Below are 21,034 nucleotides of genomic sequence, written 5' to 3'. Positions count from 1 at the left end.
ATGAAGCAAAAGTTCAGTTTAGTCTTTGCTCTGTTGGTGCTGCCTTCGATTGCGTTTGCTCAAACATGTTTCACCTCTCAAATTCCAGCTTCAACACCGACGACGCGATTCGCGGTGAATGAAGATGGCACGGTGTCTGACTCGAAAACAGGCCTTATGTGGCAATTGTGTTCATATGGTCAAACGTATTCAGTCGCGGATAAGGTGTGCACGGGCACCGCAGCGAGAGTCACATGGCAGCAAGCTCTTGTGGTTGCAAAAGCAAATGATGATTGGCATGAATACAACAGCCAACCATGATGATTGGCATGTACCTAACATCAAAGAATTATCAACCGTTGTTGAGCATCAATGTGTTGAGCCGTCGATAAATGAAAACGTGTTTATTGGTACACGTAACGAAAACTATTGGACCAGTACATCGGATCAGGTAAGAACCGATCATGCGTGGGTCTACCAATTCGCCGATGGTAAAAATAACCTCAAAGAAAAAATTTCCGACTTGTATATTCGGCTCGTTCGATTCGAAAAATAAGCTTCCCGCTGTTTCCAAATTTTGCTACGCTCTTCGCGATATTGGTGGGAGAGTTACATGCGTGTTGTTAGTTTAGTCGTTGCGTTTGCATTACAGTGCGGTGCCGTACAGGCTGCGACAAGTAAGTGTGATGTCGAGCTTGGTCATGGTTTGATCATTACGGATGACAGCATTCGCATTGTCGATAACAACCAAACGCGTGTACAAATCAATCACGATGATCAATTACTTATCGGTGGGTATTGGATCAATCTTAATGAAGCCGATACCATTGTATTACGGGAATATTCCCAAGGGATCCGTGATACGGTGCCGGAGCTCGTGAACCTCGCCACAGATGGGGTCAACTTAGGCTTGTCGGCCATTGAACAAGTCGTTGAAAGTATGTCAGACAAAGAACCTGAAGTACTTAAAACGCAGCTTCAATATGTCGAGCGGGCACTAATGGACAAGTTTAAGCGTGGAGATGACTTTTTCTTTATTGCGCCACAGTCGCTTTCTAAAATTGATGATTTTTTTACAAAAGAGATCAGTCAAAAAATCCATTCAGCCGTTCATGGTTCGTTGGGGGCTATTTTAGTGTCGTTGGGAGATGCGTTTAAATCTCGTGAAGGCAATATCGAAGATAGGATCAACGATATGGGACAGCGTATGGATATCATTTCTAAAGAAATTGATAAGTCATTGCAAAAGAAAGCACATCAACTTGAAGCGAAAGCTACAGAATATTGTGAATGTTTGAATCGTTTAGACGATACGGAGTCACGTTTACAGGCAATTGTACCGCAATTGCTGGATTATGATTTAGTGAGAATTCGTTCTTAACTCAAGTCTGCCAAGCGTGCCCGACTACAAGCCATAGCACCTTTTTGCATTGAAATAAGCTACTTTGTAAAAACTCGATGGCGATGGCCACGACGTTAAATAATGCTGCCACACCATTTCATACGTCATTTGCTGTAGGCATACCGGATAATTGGATGCGAGCATTATTCTATCCTCACCAAATGCCGCAATAAGGAGTTCAAACGCTTTTTTTGCTTCTACAGGGTTGGACAGCATTTCTTGCCCCGAATACTTTATCCAAATGTTGGGTGCGCTGGCTAATTCCTGTAAAACGTCAAGCAAGTTTTCTCTTTCTTCCAAAAGTCCAAAGTGCGTGACGACAATGCGAAGTTCAGGACACGCAAGAGCGAGTTTGAGCAGTGTTTTTCGCGCCAATTCCAGTCCGAAATGACCTTGAGCTTCCCAAATAAGCGAGCGTTCACTCAGCGATGCTAAATTCGCAAGTACATTTGGTGATTGTAGGCGCTGATAGTCTTCGTTTTCTGTAATATCCCGAATACCAATCAAAGCTTCTTTAGGCAGCTGTTCCAGACGATGCAAAAACTCGTGTGGCTCTGCATCAATGGGGCAATAAGCGATTGCTCTATAGGGAAATTGGCCGAGTGTTTTCGCTAGCCACTGAAGTTCACGCTCAGGATGTGTATTATCGAAGCCGGCTTCGATATGTACAATGCCTTTGAGGGCAAATGAAGTGATGTTTTGGATGTCCTTTAAACCGTGGTCTTGCTTGATTTTATCAAGATTTTTCCAAGGCGGCGGTGTTGAGCCCACAAGCCAAGAATAGTTGCCTTCTTGAAGTGCAAAAAAATGCAAGTGAGGGTCAATAATGTCCATTATTGTGCTGTATATCCGCCATCGATGGCTTGTAGGCTGCCCGTAATAAAGGATGCGTCGTCACTCAGCAAAAATGCAGTAAGCGCAGCAACTTCCCCGGGTTGACCTAGACGGCCTAGAGGCTGTAGAGCGGCCTCTTCACTAATAATATCTTGCTTATTTGCGCCAGAGCGCGCGCAGTATTTATCGATAGCATTGTGAAAAAGCGGTGTCTCGATTGTACCCGGACATACGGCATTAGCACGAATGTTGAACGGTGCATAATCCAACGCGGTTGTTTTAGCGATAGACGCGAGAGCTGCTTTTGTAAGGTTGTAAGCAAAAGAATTTCGTTTACCTACGAATGCCTGATCGGATGCGACAAGTACAATCGAGCCTGTGTTTACGGCCTTCATTGTCGGGAGTACGGCTTGAATAGCGGCATACGCCCCTTTGACGTTCAAAGCGAACATCGCATCGAGGGTATCTTCATCCGTTTGCTCAATATTAGCACTCAGGTGCTTTCCCGCATTTGAAACCAGTGCATCAACGCGTTGGGTTTCGGCAACAATCGTCTGAATCGTTTGTTTAACGGCAGTGACATCTGATACATCACAATGGCGATATTCACCTAATTCACTTGGGTGAATATCGAGATTAAACACCCGATAATTCAGATCTTGTAATTTTTTGACGACAGCATGGCCGATACCCAAACTGCCGCCCGTAACGATTGCAACGCGTTGAGACATAACGAATCCTTAGTGCGAGTGGCCACAACCGCCAGCAGCATGTACGTGACCGTGAGCTAATTCTTCCGCCGTTGCTTCACGCACTGAAACTAACTCAACAGCAAACGTTAAGGTTTTGCCAGCTAAAGGATGGTTCAAGTCACAATCTGCATTGAAACGACCTACTTTAACGATAGTGACTTGGTGACGACCTTGATCAGTGTGAATGATTGCAGTCATACCCGGTTTCCATACCTTTGCACCTTGTAGGTGTTTAAGTGGAATACGTTGTACAAATTCGTCGCGACGCTCACCATACGCTTCTGCAGGTTCTAGCGTTACACTGAATTTATCACCAGCCGCTTTACCTTCCATCGCAGCTTCAAGACCAGGCAGCATGCCTTCATTGCCGTGCAAGTAAACGAGCGGCTCACCGCTTGTGTGGCTGCTTTCAATTTGGTTGTCTGCTTCGCTTAGCGTGTAGTGAAATTCAACTACGGTATCTTTTGCAACTTGCATGATAAATTCTCGAAAAAGTGAAAACGGTTATTCTACGTGAGCTTAACGCGGTTGGCTATTTTGTTTCAATTTTAGTTGGAGATCGGCAAGCGGATCGTTGGATGACATTGGTTCTGGGGAAAGCGGACGGGGAAGTTTAACGGTGAGTATTTGCCCCAGTTTGAGCAAGGACTTTCTGCCTAGTTTATTCCAGTCACTTAAATCACGCATACTGACATGGTATTGCTGACTGATAGACCAAAGCGACTCACCTGACGCGACGATATGTTGGTGATCGGCGAGCGTTATTTTCGGTTTATTGAGTTTGGCTAAGAAGGGGCTGATTTCATAGTCGACCAATAAATTAGCCTTTTTCGTAGGGCGGCTGACTTTGAGTGTATCACCCACTTTGAGTAGATTGTCTTGCTTGTTGTTTAACGTACGTAGCGAGTCTAGGCTCATACGGTGGTTCTTTGCTATCTTGTACAGGGTATCCCCAGAAATTACACGATAGTTCAGGGTAAAATGTTCTTTAAAAAAAGGTTTACTTACGAGCGCCGATTCAGCAAATGGAAACAACACATTTTGTGGCCCTTTTGGTGAACTACGGTGTTGTAAAAAACCGGTATTCAAACGATGAAGCTTGTCTTTGTCTACTCCCGAAAGTTTAGCCAGTACTGCAAAGTCAAAAGGCTGTCCAATATCCAAAACGGTCGTGATCGGCCTGTTGGCAATAAACGGTTGCTTAAACTTCCCATGTTGAGTTTTCAGCAAGTAAGACAGGGCGAGTAATTTAGGTACGTACTCAGAGGTTTCTTTTGGTAATTTCAGGTGCCAAAAATGTGTACTTTTTCCTTGTTTGCGATTTTTTACAATGGCTTGTTTTACACGCCCTTCACCACTGTTGTAGGCAGCAATGGCATGCAACCAGTCACCGTTAAACCGTGTATGGAGGTATTTTAAATAAGCCAATGCCGCGTCCGTTGAGGCCAACACATCGAGTCTTCCCTCATACCATTCATCTCGTTTTATACCAAAGTGATGAGCGGTAGAAGGCATTAATTGCCACACGCCGAGCGCTTGCTCAGATGAACGTGCTTTTAGGCGAAAATCACTTTCAACAAATGGCAGCAATGCCAGTTCCATCGGTAAATGCAGTTGTTTAACGCGTTTAACGATGTGATAGAGATACGGTTCAGCTCGTCTATTTGCACTGGTGAGATAGGTCGGTTGCTGCAAATACCAGTCGATACGTTTTTGTAAACGCGGATGAGATTGGGTATTGAATTTTAGGTTCGCGCCGATTTCGTCCCAAAGGTTATGGTAAGTCACTGGTGCAGTCGGCTTTTGGGGCGATTTCACTTCGGATTTCGGCGCCTCGACTTTACGTGTTGGGACGTCGAGCGACGCGACAACCTGCTGGGCCGAGGCGTTTTGTACGCTAAAAGGCGTTGGTTTCTCGGCAGTTGGGAGCGATTTACAAGCCCCCAAAATTGAGATGGAAAATATAAAAATCAATAGCTTAAGGTGAGACATCTGCACTTCCTCATATCATCCATTATTGTAGCAGGAGATCCATTCCACTGCGTAGGATTGTGCAACAAATAACCAAGCTAGTGTGCCTGATTATTTCGTCGAGCTCAACTTTTCACACAGCGTTTTGAGCGCAGAAGACGTGTTGTTGGCGTCTTTATTAAGTGCATTCACTTCATGGCAAAGGTGTAGCGCCGCCATTAATAAGGCATTGTGCTCATTTCGTACTGTCGAGCGATTCTTCATTTCCTCGACTCGTCGATTCAACAGCGAAACCGCATCATAAAGTTCCTGCTCTTGACCTAGCGTACAGGTAAACTGCTGTGGTTTACCAAGTACGTCAGCGGTCACTTGAATCGTTTTGTTGGCCATAATGATGTGGAAATCTTTATTTCGTTAAGCGAATTAATCGACGCTTTGAAGCTTCGACAGTAATCCAGCCAATGCAGTGCTGGTTTCTTTCTGTTTTTCTTCGCTTTCTAGGATCTCTAGTTGCAGGGTTTCATTCTCGTCAATCAGTTTTCCAACTTGTTCCTTCAATGAGGAGACTTCACTATTGAGTTGTTGGTTTTTCTCTAATAATTTTTCAATCAGCTGTTCGAGTTGAGGAAGAATTTCGTTCATGTAAATAGCGCTCATAGTTACGGTGATTGGTGCCGCCAATGTAAATCAAACGCCAAGGCAATACCAGTATTTACGCTACTTTGTGCTGATTTTTGTGAAGATTTCGGCGATAATGCCGATAACAAATGTTTCCGTTCATTTTTAATTCATCGACTGACTAATAAATCATCGATGTTTTTGTTCGCTTCAGCGTTTTGAGGACACTATGCTCAGCTACCGACATTCTTTTCACGCGGGGAATCCTGCGGATGTAATAAAACACTTAGTACTGGCGCAAGTTCTCGATTACATGAATCGTAAGGACAAGCCGTATGATTACATTGATACGCATTCGGGAGCTGGTTTCTTCGAACTCGCGAGTAGTGATGCGCAGAAGACGCTGGAATTTGAACAGGGGATTGGGAAGCTTTGGCATGCTCCACTTTCGCATCCAGCACTTCTTGATTATGTCGAACTAGTAAAACAGTTCAACAAAGAGAAATTGGCTTTTTATCCAGGCTCACCAAAAGTGGCAGAGTCGTATCTTCGTCGCCAAGATAAAGGGTGGTTTTTTGAACTTCATCCACAAGATTTAAAGCGACTCGAAGCGAACACAGAGCACAAGAAGTCATTGCGCGTAAGGGCAGAAGACGGATTTAAGGGGTTACTTGGTTTGCTGCCACCTTCAAGTCGTCGAGCGGTTGTATTGATGGATCCGCCCTATGAAATAAAAAAAGATTACGATACGGCAGTGGAATCCATTGTGAAGGCGTATAAGAAGTTTGGTTCAGCTACGTACATGATTTGGTATCCGGTGGTTGAACGTGAACGAATTGACGGTATGGAAACCCAATTGAAAGCATCTGGTGTCAGAAACATTCAGTTGTATGAATTGGCGACGAGCGCGGATACGTTGGAGCGCGGTATGACCGCATCAGGGATGATAGTGATAAATCCGCCTTGGACATTGACCAAAACGATGTCAGAAGTGTTACCAGAATTGACTGCATTGCTAAGTGATGCAGGTGGCTTCTATCGCTGCGAAGAGCTTGTGCCTGAATAAAGGAACGCCTAGCGCCACATTTCACTGGCAAATCAGTTAGGATCGTGGGGCAAAGTATGTAAATTCGTCACATAGCTTTGCTCTATTTCTGTAACCCGACCACTGTCACGCAACACTCGTATAGCAGCATTTAACTTCGGTAAAAGTAGGTGATGTTTGGCGAGCAAACGCAAATGCAAAGAACCGCTGGAATGCTCTGCCTTGAATTCGAAATCAATTCCGAGTTTTTCACCCCAGTATCGAGCGGGTAAATCACCGATGATTATTCGGTCCACTCGTCCCATCTTTAGTGCCTGCAGTAATTCCCTTTCTGAACTAAAATCAAGGCGCTCAAATAACATGTCGTCGTGGTAGTAATACCCTCTCACTGTGCCGACCTGTTGACCTCTTAGCAATGGGCCTTTTGGTGTTTTCTGTTGAGTGACCACAAATTCTTTGATGTCCATGATGGGCACGGAAAAAACAAACTTTGGGTTACGCTTTTCTTCTTCGGTAAGCCAGCTTGGGCTTAGAATATCGAAATCGATTTGCTCAGTGTTCAAGTATTGAATGGTTCGTTTAGCGGGCAACTCTAGATTCTCGCCTTGAATATTGGCCGTGGTCAAAATAGCTTTAACAATTTCTGGGAGAATGCCGGGTTTGTCTGCATCGTGGGTGTAATACGGATAATAGTTACCTGAGCCGCTTAGACAATATTTTAAGGTCGTAGCAACTGGGTTAGGAGTATCTTCACTCGCCACTGAGGCGAACGGCAGAAGGAAATAGATTATTAAGATAAACCTCATTTGCTCATCATAGCGTATTTTTTTCACAATGCAAAACTGTTGCTTTGTCTCTAAATTTTTTCAATTTTGTTATCGCTTTGGTTTGCCGTGGCCGAATTGTTACCGTATGCTCAAAGTATAGATAGTAAGTGTAAATCACATTAATTAGCTTGATGTAGGAATGGGATGTTAATGAGCGGTATTGAAGCGAAAGTAAAGAATTCGACCGTGCAGTTTATTGCTCGACAGGCAATCCTTGACGCGGAACAGAACATATTCGCCTACGAATTATTATATCGAGATTCACACAATAATGCGTTTCCGGTGGGAGTGAGCGATGCGCAAGCAACTGGGCGTTTGTTCTTCAATTCACTAATGTTTATTGGTATTGACCGCTTAGCGGCTGGCCAACGCGCATTTATTAATTTATCGGACGAGTCTTTACTACAAGAACTACCAAGGTTGTTAAAACCAAACAATTTAGTGATCGAAATCGTTGAGCGCTCACAAAATATTCCCTCGTTAGTTGAAACGGTGACTAAGCTCAAGAAGCAAGGGTACAAATTTGCGCTCGATGATTACGACGGCGACGAAAAGTGGGAGCCGTTACTCGGGTTGATGGATTACATCAAGTTAGAAGTGCAAGAACCATTAATTAAGACCACGATGGCATTAAAAAAATTAAAACGCCAATTCGCCAACGTGAAAATAGTGGTTGAACGTATTGAAGACATGAACACCTACGAGTACTTGAAGCAAGCTGGTTGTGATTTGTTCCAAGGCTATTACTTTGCCCACCCAGAAATGATGAATCATGGCAACATTGAGCCATCAAAAATGGTGGTATTCGAATTACTACGTTGCACTGCAAAAGCAAATATCAACTTCAAAGAAGTTCAAACTATGGTGGCAAAGGACATCAGTTTGACTGCGCGTATTCTAAAGTTGGCGAACGCCCGCTCAGGTGAAGGACGGTTAGAAATGAAATCCATTTCACAGGCCGTTGTTTATCTTGGTGAAGACGCTATTCGACAATTTGTTCGCGTACTTGCGTTAAGTGAACTTGGTGTCGACAAGCCGACAGAACTAACCAAAATGGGGCTCGCTCGCGCTCGATTTCTTGAGGTATTTCTATTCCCTGGAGGCCCAGAAATGGCCGAGCAGGGCTATTTGATTGGTTTGATGTCCATCCTTGACGCCATTCTAGAAATAGAACTCGCTGCAATTGTTGCTGAGTTCTCTTTGGATTCTTCGCTCTCTAGTGCGCTGCTGTCCTATCAAGGTATGCTCGGGGGCAGTTTACAACTTGCTTTAGCTGTTGAACGCAACGATTGGCAAGAAGCGGAAAATATTCTACTTGCTATTCGTCCAGCCACGCCAGTTACAAGCTTGTATGAAATGGCATTAGAATCCCGTCAGTACAGTGATGACATTTTCAGTGTGGTGAGTGACATCGCTTAACGCAATGTCACTTTGCTTCACGTCCAACCAAGCAAGCGGAATGTGCTTGTCCTCTAATTGAACTGCAAATGGAAATTGATTGAGCGCCAGTAATTGGCCTCTCGGTCTAAATCTGCAGCAAAGAGTGTATGCTGTTCAAGCCATTCAGGGTCTTCAAATTGTATGGTGAGACTTTGTTCTGTCGGGTGCAATTGAACCGCTGGTCGTAGTTCTGGCTGTCGCTTTTGGTTGAGCAGTACAGCGAGTCGAAACACGAGAAGTAATCTAAAAAAATGGTGATTGCTGAGTGTTAAAAAAAACGGCATCTCATTAATTTTCAGCTTCTTACGGTAAAAACGGATCAAGCTGCTCAGCAACTGTTGTTGTTCTTGTGTAAACCCAGGTAACTGTGTGTTACTCACAATATAGGCGCTGTGCTTATGTAAAGCCGAAGAGTTTATCGACAGGCCTACTTCATGAAGTTGTGCAGCCCATTTCAGCAACTTGATGTCCATTTTTCCCAGTTGCCAAAGCTCACTGACTTGCGCAGCGAGTTGTTGAATCGAGTCGCAAATGTTTGAGGCATGAGTGGTGTCCACCGCATAACGTTCACTCAGGGTGTTGATGGTATTTGCCCGAATGTCGACGTCATAGTACGACTGCTGCATGTCGTGCAGTAACCCTTCGCGAAGCGCGAAATCACAGTAATGCATTTCTTTCAGTTGTAACTGATTAAACACGGCAATGAGCACGGCCAGCCCTCCCGGCAAACTGGTTACACGGTCTGGTGTTATGCCTTTCACTTGCAGCTCACTGAGTGAATTCGCTGTCGCTAAGTCCGCTTTTATGCTGTTCAAGCGCTCTAACGTGATGAGCGGGTCTTGCCAGCGATCTTGGCAAATTGCACTGATTGCTTTAATTGTTCCGGAAGTGCCATAACAAATTTGCCAACCGTGTTGGCAATATTTACCGGAAATATTTTCTAACTCTTGTTCCGCTGCAATAATGGCTTTACTGAGGCGTTTTTCTGTTAATTTATCATCAGCAAAGTAGCGTTGAGTGAGGGTAACACAGCCACAATTGCGACTCGCAAGTAAGCTGTGCTGTTGATGTTTACCGATAATAAGCTCGGTACTTCCACCACCAATATCGACAACCAGACGATGGTGAGCATCATGTAAGTGCCTAGCAACTCCTTGATAAATCAAACGAGCTTCTTCTTGGCCTGAAATCACTTCGATTCGGTAGGGAAAAACTTTTGCCGCAAGACTCAGAAATTGTTGAATATTTTTAGTTTTTCTCAGTGTGTAGGTAGCGACAACTTTGACGTTTTCGGCTGGAAAACCTTGCAACGTGGCGGCGAACTGTTGCAATACAGCGATACCACGTTCAATGGCTTCTAAAGACAAATTATCGTCCTCATCTAAACCCATCGCGAGAAAGACACGTTGTTTTTCACGGTGCAACAGTTGCATCTGGCCATCCACTTCGCGTGCAACAACCAGATGAAAACTATTTGAACCCAAATCGACAGCAGCAATAGCAGGGTAGTCTGACATTTATTAAGTGCTCTCCCACTTTTTCAGCAAATCGTAAATGGCGATTTGCGAGCGAATTTTCTTATTATTACCTCGTCTGACGTAGGTATTCTTTTGTTCGGCATCGATAATTCGAGCTTTAGTGCGATCTTTAAAATGCATCTCAACAATATCAATGAGCAATTGCTTAAGTCGAGGGTCCAAAATAGGCGTGCCGACTTCAATGCGATGATCAAGATTTCGAGTCATCCAATCAGCGGACGACAAATACACCTGTGGATCGCCCGCATTATGAAAAATCATGACACGTGGATGCTCTAAGAAGCGATCGACAATACTGATCACTCTAATATTCTCACTGAATTTTGGCAATCCCGGCACAAGGGAACACATCCCTCGAACGATAATACGAATTTTCACACCTGCTCGGCTTGCTTGATAAAGCCTATCAACTAACTCTTTATCAACCAAATTATTGATTTTTATAGTTATGCGTGCTGTTTTGCCTTCTTTAGCGGCTTTTACTTCATTCCGGATCAAGCGGTATAGCTTTTCGCGAACATTGATTGGTGAAACCATCAAATGTTCGAACTTGTATTGGCGAAAACTACTTTCGATAAAGCGGAAAACCATATCACACTCTTCCGTGAGTTCTTCGTGTTTCGTGAACAAACTGAAATCAGTGTATATTTTTGCCGTCTTTTCGTTGAAGTTACCTGTACCGATATGGGCGTATTTTACGATTTGCCCTTTTTCTTTTCGGTGTACAACACACAGCTTACTGTGCACTTTCAGGGCTTGGATCCCCATTAATACTTTTACGCCGGATTCGCTCAGGGTTTTCGCCCACTCGATGTTGTTCTGTTCATCAAAGCGAGCTTTGAGCTCAACCATGACAGTAACCTTTTTGCCATTCTTCGCTGCGTTGATCAACGAAGAAATTAGGCGCGATTTAGACGCTACACGATAGATGTTGATTTTGATTTGAGTAACATCGGGATCAAAAGCAGCTTGACGGACAAACTCCAACATATGGTTGAAGGTATGGTATGGGTAATACAGTAAAATATCTTGGTCGCTGATGGACTTAAACACACTTGCATGACGTAAAAAGGCAGAAGACTGCAAAGCGGGCAGCGGTTTGTTTTCCAAGTAGCCTCGACCCACATTCGGAAAGCTAATGAAATCGCGGAAATTGCGGTATCGGCCACCAGGGATCAGCGCATCGTGAGAGGTAATACCAAGGCGCTTACGCATAACCTTCTGCATTTCTTCAGGCATCGACTGCTCGTAGACTAGCCTCACGGGTTCTGCATACAGACGTTGCTTCAAACCTTTCGACATTTTATCCAAAATGCCTTCTTCAATTTCGTCGTCAAGGTTGTATTCGGCGTCTCGTGTTACCTTAATTGAATAACCTTGAATGCTGGTGAACTCAAAAAAGCTATTGAAAACATCAGCAAGGAAATAGCGGATCACATCATCAAGCAAAACAATGGTTTTATGGCGACGCGTGCGTTCAGGAGGCAACAGAATAAAACGATTCAAACGGTCAGTAGGAATCTCTAGAAACGCGTAGTGGTTCTTCTGACCAATCATTTCAACGAATAAATAGGTCATTGTATCGTTGATGTTATCCGAATAGTCGATGGCTTCAGTTAACAGCATCGGTGCCATGTGTTGCAATACTTCATCTTGAAAGTAACGCTTTAACCAGTTTATGTGAAATTCCGATAATTCTTCTGGCTGAACTAAGTGAATATTGTGTTCGTGTAAATCCAGCAGGATTTGTTGATAAATGCTATTAAATTTCTTACCAAGCTCCAATACCTTGCTTTGCATAACAGACATTAGTTCTTCTGCTTCATCAAAGTTCGTGTCGGGCAAGTTATTCAAAAGAATACGGCGACGTACGTCGGCGACACGTACACGAAAGAATTCATCTAAATTGTTGGAGAAAATGCCGAGAAAGCGAATTCGTTCGATAATTGGATTGGATGGGTCTTTTGCTTCTTGAAGCACACGGTCGTTAAAGGATAACCAACTCAATTCTTTAGGAAAGTAATTGATCACGTGCGTCGGTTGGGTTGAGGCGTTCATTTTTCTGTCCATGATACTGCAGGCCATACTATACTAAGTGGCGCTTGTGACGCTTTTGTGACAAACGCCGGTTTCGCGGCGCTTGTCCCGTAATGCCTAGGCTTCTTCTACGTCGACTATTAAATCGGATGTAATATTCTCCAAAGCATCAATAACCGCATCTTTATTCATTCCAGGCGGAAGTGTAACAGTTGCCATAGCACTAAATATTGGCACACCCCAATTAGGCGCACTACGTTGTTTCGAACTAAGCTGGGTTATGTTCGCCCCTTTGTGGCGAATAACTGATGCTAATTCTTGAACAATGCCAGGGCGGTCGTTTCCTGTGATGATTAAATTGATGCGTTCAGCTTCTTTGTTGGTATCCATTTCGCCGTCACCGCATTCAATGCGGATATCAAGACTAGGAAGCTCTGATAAAGCGGATTGTAATGGTTGCAAATGTTCATCTGCGACTTCAAGTTGAACAATCCCTGCGAAATGTCCGGCCAAGTAACTTAAATTACTTGTGAGCCAGTTACCGTGATGATTGAGTACAGTGGTCGAAATTTCTTCCACGAGACCAGGTCGGTCCTTACCTATGATAGTTAAAACTAACTGCTTCATGATGCATGTCTCTTATTATTGTGGGCCTGATGAGTGTGGCCAATTTGTAATACCGTTTGTCATAAAACTTACTCTAAGTGTGTAAATCTTAAAGCGTATTGGTACAAGTCTTAGCGCACTTTTAAGTATTAGCGTTGTAATTCCTTTTGTCCAATTTATTAAGACAGGAAAATATCTATTTTTGCAAATAAAAATAACGTAAAAATGAATAACTATGCGCCTTTCTAGGCCTTGTCATTGCTGTAATTAATGCGCGTTGTAACATAACTGTCATCTTCGCGTCATATAATGTTGGGAATTATCGTAATTAAGGGTGTTTTGATGACTTCCAATCCGCACAAACCGTCTTTTACAACGGATAGAAGCCGTCTCATCAAAGATCGTTTTGCACAGTTTGGTATTTCAGCTGGTGGCTTAATGGTGTTGGTGGCTTTGCTATTAATCTTCTTCTACCTCTTGTACGTGGTTCAGCCCATTTTTGAATCCGTGAAAGTAGAAAAGCGTGCTGAAGTGAGCTTGAACGACGCAACTCGATATGTCGGAGTTGGTGTTGAAGAGCAAACGGAAGTGGCTTACGTGTTGTCGAACACAGGTGAAGTGGATTTCTATCAAGTTGCAGGTAAAAGCACAGGTAAACCGCTCATTCAGGCACAAGTTACGTTAGATGGCAACGTAACCAGTTTTGCGAAATCGGCACCACATGAAGGCCTGTTTGCTTATGGTTTGGACAATGGCTAAGTGCAAGTTGTTAAACCAAGCTTTCTTGTGACGTTCCCAAACAACAAGCGTTTACTAACACCAACCGTACGATACCCGCTTGACGAAAAGCAGCTTGTGGTTGATGAACAAGGCAAAGCGTTGACTAAATTCGCGTTTACGCACACCGGTGAGAAAACCGCAGTCGTGGCACAAACATCGGATAAACGTGTGCTTTTTGCCTCATTCACGCAAGAAGAAAACATGTTCTCTGGCGAAGTTGAGTGGACGTCTCTGCGGACGGAATTGAATGTTGAAGGTCGAGTCGACGAGTTGCTTATTACACCCGATAGCAGCCGTGTATTCGTTCGTTCAGCGAATCAAATTTACATCTACAATACGCGCAACGCAGACGATGTTGAATTAATTCAAGTGCTTGCTGCAAATGAGGAAAATGCCAACTTAACGGGCATGAATCTGCTAGCTGGTGCAAACTCGTTAATGATTGCAAACGATAACGGTGAAGTCTCACAATGGTTTGAAGTGAACACGGACGAAGGCCGTTTGTTTACCAAAGTTCGCGCATTTGAAGGCGTGAAAAAAGCGTCAATGGCGCTTCACAGTGAGTTTTATCGTCGCTCATTTTTCACCACAACCAATCACGGTGACCTAGGTGTGTATTACACGACGAGCCAAGCTACGCTTTGGAAAGGCAAGATCAGTGACGGTGCGATCAGCCAATTTGCCATTGCGCCACGTGCAAACGCCGCAGTTCTTTTGACAAACGATACCCTTGTTGTTTTGGATATTCACAACGAACATCCAGAAGTGACGTGGTCAGCGCTTTGGCAAGAAGTATGGTACGAAGGGTATCCAGAGCCAGATTATGTATGGCAATCAACCTCAGCCAGTGATGATTTCGAATCTAAGTTCTCACTCGTACCAATTTCGTTCGGTACGATTAAAGCCGCGTTATACGCGATGCTGTTTGCGGTTCCAATAGCGCTTTCCGCTGCAATTTATACTGCATACTTTATGTCGAGTGAATTACGTCGTGTGGTTAAGCCGACGGTCGAAATTATGGAAGCACTTCCAACGGTTATTCTAGGTTTTCTAGCCGGCCTGTGGCTGGCGCCATTAATTGAAGAAAATTTGCCAGCGGTCATTGCTATCTTATTCCTGCTTCCTTTAGGAATATTAGCTGCGGCGTTCTCTTGGACCAAGTTGCCAGAGACTATCCGCCACCGCGTACCTGAAGGTTCTCATGCTATCTTGTTGATCCCGGTAGTATTGGTGATCGGTTGGTTGTCATTTGCAATGAGTGAGACGCTTGAGCTTTGGTTCTTTGACGGCAATGTGCGTAAGTACCTGACCAACGATTTAGGTTTGACGTTTGACCAACGTAACTCGCTAGTTGTTGGTATTGCAATGGGCTTTGCCGTTATTCCGACGATTTTCTCAATCGCTGAAGATGCGGTATTCAGTGTACCAAAACATTTATCAAACGGTTCGTTGGCGCTAGGTGCAACACAATGGCAAACGTTAGTACGAGTTGTATTACTGACGGCAAGTCCGGGTATTTTCTCCGCAGTAATGATGGGCTTGGGCCGTGCCGTTGGCGAGACGATGATCGTGCTTATGGCAACAGGTAACACGCCAATTATGGACTGGAGTATTTTCCAAGGGATGAGAACACTCGCGGCAAATATTGCGGTTGAAATGCCGGAATCTGAAGTAGGTAGTTCACATTACCGTATCCTGTTCCTAGCCGCGTTTGTACTGTTTGTGTTCACCTTTATTTTCAACACGATAGCTGAATTTGTTCGTCAGCAGCTACGTGAAAAATACAGTTCAATGTAAAGGAGAGACGAGACATGGTAAAGCAGTGGTTTAAGTCAGGTTCTCCTTGGATCTGGATGACAGGCGGTGCGGTAAGTATCAGCCTTATCTCAGTAATCGGTTTGCTCGCAATGATTGCTTGGAAAGGCTTGTCCTTCTTTTGGCCATCCGAAGTTGTGCAATTAGAATTGTTGTCAGCAAATGGCAAGCAAACCGTTATCGGTGAAATATACGACAAAGAGCTCGTGCCAACATCGCGCCTGAAGGCAGCGGGTGTGGATGTGTCAGCTATGAACACGGATCACGTCGAGCGTTTCTTGGTAAAAACAGGTAACCGTGAATACGTGGAATTGGATTTCCGTTGGGTATTGGAAACCGACATCACGAACAAATCAGCGCCAGCTGCGTTGGCCGTATTCGAGCGTAGCAAAAACGGAAACTTTTATGGTTACGTAGAACGCGTTATTGAAAATGGCCAAGTGGTTGCAGAAAAACCCGTTGAGCGTCTTCACGAACTAGTCGAACGTGCTGTTGAGCTGAATGACAAAGCATTGAGCCTGCAAAATGGTGATATTGGTCATATTAACTACGAGCTAGAACGTCTACGTTTAAAAGAGCGCGCGTATTTATTGGATGATGCGCTGACGGATGAGCGTGTGGCAGAACTTGCAGAGCAACGCAAAGCGTTACGTGAACAATATAAAGTCTACGAAACAGAATTGTTTGAGTTACGTAAAGAAGCGAAACGTGACCAAGTGATTGTTCGCGACATGCGTGGTGAAGAAGTGACTTTACCGCTTTACCAAGTGCTCGACGTGTGGTTTCCAAATGACATGAACTTCGCGCAAAAACTAGGTCACTATTTAGTTCAAATCAGTAAGTTTGTTAGTGATGATCCGCGTGAAGCAAATACGGAAGGTGGGGTATTCCCAGCCATCTTCGGTACAGTGTTTATGGTTATGTTAATGGCGGTTATCGTAACGCCGTTTGGGGTTATTGCTGCCATCTATTTGCATGAATACGCAGCGAAAAATGCTATTACGAAAATGGTGCGTATCGCGGTTATCAACCTCGCGGGTGTCCCTTCAATCGTTTATGGTGTATTCGGTCTAGGTTTCTTTGTGTACATGTTAGGTGGTTCTATTGATGAATTGTTCTATCCTGAAGCATCACCGAGTCCAGTCTTTGGTACACCAGGTGTTATTTGGTCAGCTCTGACATTGGCGATTCTAACGTTGCCGGTGGTGATTGTTTCAACGGAAGAGGGTTTATCGCGAATTCCAAGTGCTGTACGCCATGGTTCACTCGCGCTTGGTGCGACGAAAGCTGAAACGTTGTGGCGCATCGTTGTGCCGATGGCAAGTCCTGCGATAATGACAGGGTTGATCTTGGCTGTTGCTCGTGCAGCGGGTGAGGTTGCCCCATTGATGTTAGTCGGTGTTGTAAAAATGGCGCCGACTTTACCAATCGATGGTAACTTCCCGTTTGTGCACTTAGATCGCAAATTTATGCACTTGGGCTTCCACATTTATGATGTGGGTTTCCAAAGTCCAAACGTAGAGGCGGCACGTCCGCTTGTGTATGCCACCGCATTCTTACTGGTAACAGTTATTGTGGCACTGAATATTACGGCTATCGGAATCCGCAATCACTTGCGTGAAAAATTCCGTTCACTTGAACACTAAGCGTAAAGAATTAAAGTAGGTATTGAAAATGATTACAGTCGCGCCTCACGTTAATCAGGCAAACGGTCAGTTAAAGCTTGATTTAGAAAATCTAAGCCCAGAGCTTACTGCACTAGAGATCAAAAACCTCGATCTTTACTACGGTGAAAAGCAAGCGCTGAAAAGCATTAATATGAAAATCCCAAAAGGCCAAGTGACCGCGTTTATCGGTCCTTCCGGTTGTGGTAAATCAACACTACTCCGTTGTATTAACCGTATGAACGACCTTGTTGATTCATGCCGTGTAGAAGGTGAAATTAACCTTCACGGTCAAAACATTTATGACAAACGCGTTGACGTAGCGGCACTGCGTCGTAACGTTGGTATGGTGTTTCAGCGTCCAAACCCATTTCCGAAGTCAATTTATGAAAACGTCATCTATGGACTTCGTCTTCAAGGCGTTAAAGATAAACGTAAATTAGACGAAGTCGTTGAGCGTTCACTGCGTGGTGCAGCGCTTTGGGATGAAGTAAAAGACAGACTTCATGATAGTGCCTTTGGTTTATCCGGTGGTCAGCAACAACGTCTTGTTATTGCTCGTTCTATAGCGATTGAACCGGAAGTGCTATTATTAGATGAGCCGACATCAGCACTTGACCCTATCTCAACGCTGGTGATCGAAGAGCTGATCAATGACCTGAAAAATAAATACACTGTTGTAATCGTTACGCATAACATGCAGCAGGCGGCACGTGTGTCGGATCAAACCGCGTTCATGTACATGGGCGAGCTAATTGAGTATTCCGACACTAACACGTTATTCACTACGCCTGTTAAGAAGAAAACGGAAGATTACATTACGGGTCGTTACGGTTAATTGTTGCGCGGATTGACGAGAGGTTAGGCTATGGAACACAACATTAGTAAACATATTTCTGGACGCTTCAACGAAGAGCTTGAAAACGTTCGTAACCATGTACTGAGCATGGGTGGTTTAGTTGAGCAGCAATTAAACTTAGCACTTGAAGCAATCGCTGAAAACGACGCGGATAAAGCAAGAAAAGTCAGTGAAACAGACTATCGCGTTAATGCGATGGAAGTGCAAATTGATGAAGAATGTACGCGTATTATTGCGAAACGTCAGCCAGCAGCCAGTGACTTACGGTTGGTTGTTGCGATTGCGAAGACAATTGCTGATTTAGAACGAATTGGTGATGAAGCAGAGCGTATCGGTAAAGTGGCACTCGATTCATTCACGAAAGACCAGCAGGATTTGTTGGTCAATCTTGAAAACATGGGTCGCCAAGTATCAAAAATGCTTCATGACGTACTTGATTCATTCGCGCGTATGGACGCACGTCGAGCATTCGAAGTGCATAAAGAAGACGTAAAGATTGACCGCGAATATGAAGCGTTGACGCGTCAAATCATGACTTACATGATGGAAGATCCTCGTTCAATTCCAAAAATTATGGATTTGATTTGGTCTGTTCGCTCGTTAGAGCGCATCGGTGATCGTTGTCAAAATATCGCAGAATACGTGATTTATTTTGTAAACGGCAAAGATATTCGTCATACATCTCAAGAAGATATCGAAAAAAGTCTGTGATGTAAGGTGAATTTAAGCAAAAAAATTTAGCGGTATTTTTGCTTAAGATGGCGGCTTTTTGCCAAATAAAAGCGTTCAAAATCGTGTTGAATGCTGTAAAATTCATACCGCAAGCATATAAATATGATTTAAGGGTCAGTTATGCCTACAAATGCGTTTTTAGGAGTATTTGCAAAATCTCCTATTAAACCAATCGAAGAGCATATCAAAATTGTGCACCAAGCGTCTGAGACCTTGGTTCCATTTTTTGAACATGCCTTCAAAGGTGAGTGGAAAGAGGCTGCTGAATATCAGCAGACAATTCGTAATCTAGAGCGTGAAGCCGATGAGCTTAAGCGAGTCGTGCGTTTAACGTTACCTCGTGGCTTGTTTATGCCTGTAGAAAGAACGGATTTGCTCGAACTAATTACGCACCAGGATAAAATTGCGAATAAGGCGAAAGACATCGCAGGTCGTGTAATCGGCCGTGAACTGCCTATTCCTGCTGCAATTCAAGAAGATTTCCTTGCTTATGTGAAGCGTTGCGTTGACGCAACGAAACAAGCATCAGAAGCTATTAACGAGTTAGACGAACTATTGGAAACCGGTTTCCGTGGTCGTGAAGTCACTTTCGTTGAGAAAATGCTTGTTGAGCTTGACGCAATTGAGCAAGACACGGACGACATGCAAATCAAAATTCGTCGTGAACTTCATGCCATTGAAGGCCAATTAAACCCCATCGATGCTATGTTCCTATATAAAATCATCGAATGGGTTGGGACGCTTGCTGATCAGGCTGAGCGTGTTGGTTCAAGACTAGAGTTGATGTTAGCGCGCTAACGTCTCGACGTTCTTTTAAAAAAGGTTAAGGTTTTACAATGGATATCATTGCATCCTACGGCTCTGTGCTGGTTATTATTGCCGCGCTTGTGGGCTTTTTCATGGCTTACGGTATCGGTGCTAACGACGTTGCAAATGCGATGGGTACATCTGTAGGCTCAAAAGCGCTTACAATTAAACAAGCTATCCTCATCGCGATGGTTTTTGAATTCGCTGGTGCTTATCTTGCTGGTGGTGAAGTAACTTCAACTATCCGTAAAGGCATCATTGATGCGACACCATTCATGGACTTACCAGAGCTCATGGTACTTGGTATGATCTCGGCGCTATTTGCCGCTGGTGTCTGGTTATTACTTGCTTCATATCTTGGTTGGTCGGTGTCAACTACACACTCAATCATCGGTGCTATCATTGGTTTCGCGTTAGTTGCAGTAGGCAGCGAAGCAATTCAATGGGGTAAAGTAACGGGTATCGTAGGTAGTTGGATTGTCACACCTGCCATTTCTGGCTTTATTGCGTACCTTGTATTCATGAGTGCACAGAAATTAATTTTTGATACGGATGAGCCGCTTAAAAATGCGAAACGTTTTGTTCCAGTGTATATGGGCTTAGCGGGTTTTGTAATGGCGCTAGTGACTATCAAAAAAGGACTTAAGCACGTGGGATTACAAGTTGGCAATGTAGAAGGTTTTGCATTGGCAATTGCAATCGCTGTGGTTGTGGGCATCATAGGTAAAATAGCAATTGGTCGCTTGAACATTGACCCATCTGCAGATAAAAAGATGCAGTTCAACAACGTTGAAAAAGTGTTCGCCGTTCTGATGGTAATGACAGCATGTTGTATGGCTTTCGCACATGGTTCGAACGACGTTGCAAACGCGATTGGTCCACTTGCTGCGGTTGTGAGCATCGTTGAACACAATGGTGAAATTGCGAAGAAAGCGGCACTAGCGTGGTGGATTCTACCACTTGGTGGTTTTGGTATCGTTGCGGGTCTTGCTATCCTTGGTAAGCGCGTAATCAAAACAATCGGTGAAGGCATTACACATTTAACGCCAAGTCGTGGCTTTGCTGCAGAACTAGCAGCGGCTTCAACAGTAGTTATTGCTTCAGGTACGGGTCTACCAATTTCAACTACGCAAACGTTAGTTGGTGCGGTACTCGGTGTGGGTATGGCGCGTGGTATTGCGGCTCTGAACATGGGTGTTGTAAGAAATATCGTTGTTTCTTGGGTAATTACCTTGCCAGTTGGCGCTGCACTCTCTATTGTTATATTCTACATCCTACGCTTAGCATTCGGCGTTTAAGTAGAGACAGACTTTTAGCTTGAAAAGATC

Annotated in this window: 20 protein-coding genes and 1 pseudogene; 11 read left to right on the top strand and 10 right to left on the bottom strand. The window is 44.1% G+C overall.

Annotated elements, in window-relative coordinates:
• The 3 genes from NI389_RS08800 to NI389_RS08790 are packed head-to-tail and all read left to right on the top strand — an operon-like array spanning position 1 to position 1,360.
• The gene (locus NI389_RS08800) at positions 1-300 is read left to right on the top strand and encodes a hypothetical protein (protein WP_308359328.1); all 300 of its coding nucleotides are present in this window, start codon (positions 1-3) and stop codon (positions 298-300) included.
• A complete protein-coding gene (locus tag NI389_RS08795) occupies positions 278-535 on the top strand; it encodes an Lcl C-terminal domain-containing protein (RefSeq protein ID WP_308359326.1) in 258 nt (85 codons plus the stop codon). Before NI389_RS08800 ends, NI389_RS08795 begins: the two co-directional genes overlap by 23 nt.
• Before the next feature lie 57 nt (positions 536-592).
• Positions 593-1,360 (top strand): YggN family protein, encoded by a 768-nt coding sequence (locus NI389_RS08790; RefSeq protein WP_208844425.1) that lies wholly within the window; start codon positions 593-595, stop codon positions 1,358-1,360.
• A gap of 24 nt (positions 1,361-1,384) precedes the next feature.
• On the opposite strand, the gene NI389_RS08785 is transcribed toward NI389_RS08790, so the two are convergent.
• From NI389_RS08785 to NI389_RS08760, 6 genes are all read right to left on the bottom strand, one after another.
• On the bottom strand, positions 1,385-2,215 hold the full coding sequence (locus NI389_RS08785; RefSeq protein WP_308359325.1) for an amidohydrolase family protein: 831 nt from the start codon (positions 2,213-2,215) through the stop codon (positions 1,385-1,387).
• Positions 2,215-2,946, bottom strand: a complete 732-nt coding sequence (locus NI389_RS08780) for an SDR family NAD(P)-dependent oxidoreductase (protein WP_308359323.1) — start codon at positions 2,944-2,946, stop codon at positions 2,215-2,217. The genes NI389_RS08785 and NI389_RS08780 overlap by 1 nt, the downstream gene beginning before the upstream one ends.
• A gap of 9 nt (positions 2,947-2,955) precedes the next feature.
• Positions 2,956-3,444 (bottom strand): FKBP-type peptidyl-prolyl cis-trans isomerase, encoded by a 489-nt coding sequence (locus NI389_RS08775; RefSeq protein ID WP_308359321.1) that lies wholly within the window; start codon positions 3,442-3,444, stop codon positions 2,956-2,958.
• Between the two features lie 42 nt (positions 3,445-3,486).
• Positions 3,487-4,959, bottom strand: a complete 1,473-nt coding sequence (locus NI389_RS08770) for a transglycosylase SLT domain-containing protein (protein WP_308359319.1) — start codon at positions 4,957-4,959, stop codon at positions 3,487-3,489.
• Between the two features lie 90 nt (positions 4,960-5,049).
• Entirely contained in the window at positions 5,050-5,328 is a 279-nt protein-coding gene (locus NI389_RS08765; protein WP_308359317.1) for a cell division protein ZapA, read from the bottom strand.
• 33 nt (positions 5,329-5,361) lie between these two features.
• A complete protein-coding gene (locus NI389_RS08760; protein ID WP_308359315.1) occupies positions 5,362-5,580 on the bottom strand; it encodes a DUF904 domain-containing protein in 219 nt (72 codons plus the stop codon).
• A gap of 205 nt (positions 5,581-5,785) precedes the next feature.
• Between NI389_RS08760 and NI389_RS08755 the strand changes: the two genes are divergently transcribed.
• Complete coding sequence (locus tag NI389_RS08755) at positions 5,786-6,622, top strand: 23S rRNA (adenine(2030)-N(6))-methyltransferase RlmJ (protein ID WP_308359313.1); 837 nt, start codon at positions 5,786-5,788, stop codon at positions 6,620-6,622.
• Positions 6,623-6,654: 32 nt separating this feature from the next.
• Here the strand turns inward: NI389_RS08755 and NI389_RS08750 are convergent, their stop codons facing one another.
• Positions 6,655-7,407 carry a substrate-binding periplasmic protein gene (locus tag NI389_RS08750; RefSeq protein WP_308359311.1) on the bottom strand — a complete coding sequence of 251 codons (753 nt, stop codon included), beginning with the start codon at positions 7,405-7,407 and terminating at the stop codon, positions 6,655-6,657.
• 165 nt (positions 7,408-7,572) lie between these two features.
• Between NI389_RS08750 and NI389_RS08745 the strand changes: the two genes are divergently transcribed.
• On the top strand, positions 7,573-8,847 hold the full coding sequence (locus tag NI389_RS08745; protein ID WP_308359309.1) for an EAL and HDOD domain-containing protein: 1,275 nt from the start codon (positions 7,573-7,575) through the stop codon (positions 8,845-8,847).
• Positions 8,848-8,900: 53 nt separating this feature from the next.
• On the opposite strand, the gene ppx is transcribed toward NI389_RS08745, so the two are convergent.
• The 3 genes from ppx to NI389_RS08730 form a co-directional block, all read right to left on the bottom strand.
• The gene (gene ppx, locus NI389_RS08740; protein WP_308359307.1) at positions 8,901-10,385 is read right to left on the bottom strand and encodes an exopolyphosphatase; all 1,485 of its coding nucleotides are present in this window, start codon (positions 10,383-10,385) and stop codon (positions 8,901-8,903) included.
• Positions 10,386-10,388: 3 nt separating this feature from the next.
• The gene (ppk1, locus tag NI389_RS08735) at positions 10,389-12,464 is read right to left on the bottom strand and encodes a polyphosphate kinase 1 (RefSeq protein ID WP_308359305.1); all 2,076 of its coding nucleotides are present in this window, start codon (positions 12,462-12,464) and stop codon (positions 10,389-10,391) included.
• Positions 12,465-12,560: 96 nt separating this feature from the next.
• Positions 12,561-13,070 carry a glycine cleavage system protein R gene (locus NI389_RS08730; protein WP_208844415.1) on the bottom strand — a complete coding sequence of 170 codons (510 nt, stop codon included), beginning with the start codon at positions 13,068-13,070 and terminating at the stop codon, positions 12,561-12,563.
• Between the two features lie 321 nt (positions 13,071-13,391).
• On the opposite strand from NI389_RS08730, the pseudogene NI389_RS08725 reads away from it, so the two are divergent.
• From NI389_RS08725 to NI389_RS08700, 6 genes and pseudogenes are all read left to right on the top strand, one after another.
• Positions 13,392-15,626: pseudogene (locus NI389_RS08725) on the top strand (ABC transporter permease subunit).
• A gap of 14 nt (positions 15,627-15,640) precedes the next feature.
• Complete coding sequence (gene pstA, locus NI389_RS08720; protein WP_308359302.1) at positions 15,641-17,290, top strand: phosphate ABC transporter permease PstA; 1,650 nt, start codon at positions 15,641-15,643, stop codon at positions 17,288-17,290.
• 28 nt (positions 17,291-17,318) lie between these two features.
• Positions 17,319-18,146, top strand: coding sequence for a phosphate ABC transporter ATP-binding protein PstB (gene pstB / locus NI389_RS08715; protein ID WP_208844413.1), 828 nt, complete (start codon positions 17,319-17,321; stop codon positions 18,144-18,146).
• Between the two features lie 30 nt (positions 18,147-18,176).
• On the top strand, positions 18,177-18,878 hold the full coding sequence (phoU, locus tag NI389_RS08710; RefSeq protein ID WP_208844412.1) for a phosphate signaling complex protein PhoU: 702 nt from the start codon (positions 18,177-18,179) through the stop codon (positions 18,876-18,878).
• Positions 18,879-19,019: 141 nt separating this feature from the next.
• Positions 19,020-19,697, top strand: a complete 678-nt coding sequence (locus NI389_RS08705) for a TIGR00153 family protein (RefSeq protein ID WP_308359300.1) — start codon at positions 19,020-19,022, stop codon at positions 19,695-19,697.
• Positions 19,698-19,735: 38 nt separating this feature from the next.
• Positions 19,736-21,004: an inorganic phosphate transporter gene (locus NI389_RS08700; RefSeq protein WP_308359299.1), complete on the top strand. Its 1,269-nt coding sequence runs from the start codon at positions 19,736-19,738 to the stop codon at positions 21,002-21,004.
• Positions 21,005-21,034: the final 30 nt, after the last annotated feature.

Source organism: Pseudoalteromonas xiamenensis (genome assembly GCF_030994125.1).
In the GTDB taxonomy this organism is placed as follows: Bacteria; Pseudomonadota; Gammaproteobacteria; order Enterobacterales; family Alteromonadaceae; genus Pseudoalteromonas; species Pseudoalteromonas xiamenensis_B.
The sequence above is the reverse complement of the archived record's forward strand: the minus strand, read 5'-3'. Positions and strand labels throughout refer to the sequence as shown.

Excerpts from the sequence above, each read along its gene's own strand:
- NI389_RS08745 (WP_308359309.1), top strand. The coding sequence starts at position 7,573 with ATGTTAATGAGCGGTATTGAAGCGAAAGTAAAGAATTCGACCGTGCAG.
- NI389_RS08760 (WP_308359315.1), bottom strand. The coding sequence starts at position 5,580 with ATGAACGAAATTCTTCCTCAACTCGAACAGCTGATTGAAAAATTATTA.
- NI389_RS08750 (WP_308359311.1), bottom strand. The coding sequence starts at position 7,407 with ATGAGGTTTATCTTAATAATCTATTTCCTTCTGCCGTTCGCCTCAGTG.
- NI389_RS08755 (WP_308359313.1), top strand. The coding sequence starts at position 5,786 with ATGCTCAGCTACCGACATTCTTTTCACGCGGGGAATCCTGCGGATGTA.
- NI389_RS08770 (WP_308359319.1), bottom strand. The coding sequence starts at position 4,959 with ATGTCTCACCTTAAGCTATTGATTTTTATATTTTCCATCTCAATTTTG.
- ppx (WP_308359307.1), bottom strand. The coding sequence starts at position 10,385 with ATGTCAGACTACCCTGCTATTGCTGCTGTCGATTTGGGTTCAAATAGT.
- NI389_RS08765 (WP_308359317.1), bottom strand. The coding sequence starts at position 5,328 with ATGGCCAACAAAACGATTCAAGTGACCGCTGACGTACTTGGTAAACCA.
- NI389_RS08700 (WP_308359299.1), top strand. The coding sequence starts at position 19,736 with ATGGATATCATTGCATCCTACGGCTCTGTGCTGGTTATTATTGCCGCG.
- pstA (WP_308359302.1), top strand. The coding sequence starts at position 15,641 with ATGGTAAAGCAGTGGTTTAAGTCAGGTTCTCCTTGGATCTGGATGACA.
- NI389_RS08785 (WP_308359325.1), bottom strand. The coding sequence starts at position 2,215 with ATGGACATTATTGACCCTCACTTGCATTTTTTTGCACTTCAAGAAGGC.
- ppk1 (WP_308359305.1), bottom strand. The coding sequence starts at position 12,464 with ATGAACGCCTCAACCCAACCGACGCACGTGATCAATTACTTTCCTAAA.
- pstB (WP_208844413.1), top strand. The coding sequence starts at position 17,319 with ATGATTACAGTCGCGCCTCACGTTAATCAGGCAAACGGTCAGTTAAAG.
- NI389_RS08775 (WP_308359321.1), bottom strand. The coding sequence starts at position 3,444 with ATGCAAGTTGCAAAAGATACCGTAGTTGAATTTCACTACACGCTAAGC.
- NI389_RS08780 (WP_308359323.1), bottom strand. The coding sequence starts at position 2,946 with ATGTCTCAACGCGTTGCAATCGTTACGGGCGGCAGTTTGGGTATCGGC.
- NI389_RS08800 (WP_308359328.1), top strand. The coding sequence starts at position 1 with ATGAAGCAAAAGTTCAGTTTAGTCTTTGCTCTGTTGGTGCTGCCTTCG.
- phoU (WP_208844412.1), top strand. The coding sequence starts at position 18,177 with ATGGAACACAACATTAGTAAACATATTTCTGGACGCTTCAACGAAGAG.
- NI389_RS08730 (WP_208844415.1), bottom strand. The coding sequence starts at position 13,070 with ATGAAGCAGTTAGTTTTAACTATCATAGGTAAGGACCGACCTGGTCTC.
- NI389_RS08795 (WP_308359326.1), top strand. The coding sequence starts at position 278 with ATGAATACAACAGCCAACCATGATGATTGGCATGTACCTAACATCAAA.
- NI389_RS08790 (WP_208844425.1), top strand. The coding sequence starts at position 593 with ATGCGTGTTGTTAGTTTAGTCGTTGCGTTTGCATTACAGTGCGGTGCC.
- NI389_RS08705 (WP_308359300.1), top strand. The coding sequence starts at position 19,020 with ATGCCTACAAATGCGTTTTTAGGAGTATTTGCAAAATCTCCTATTAAA.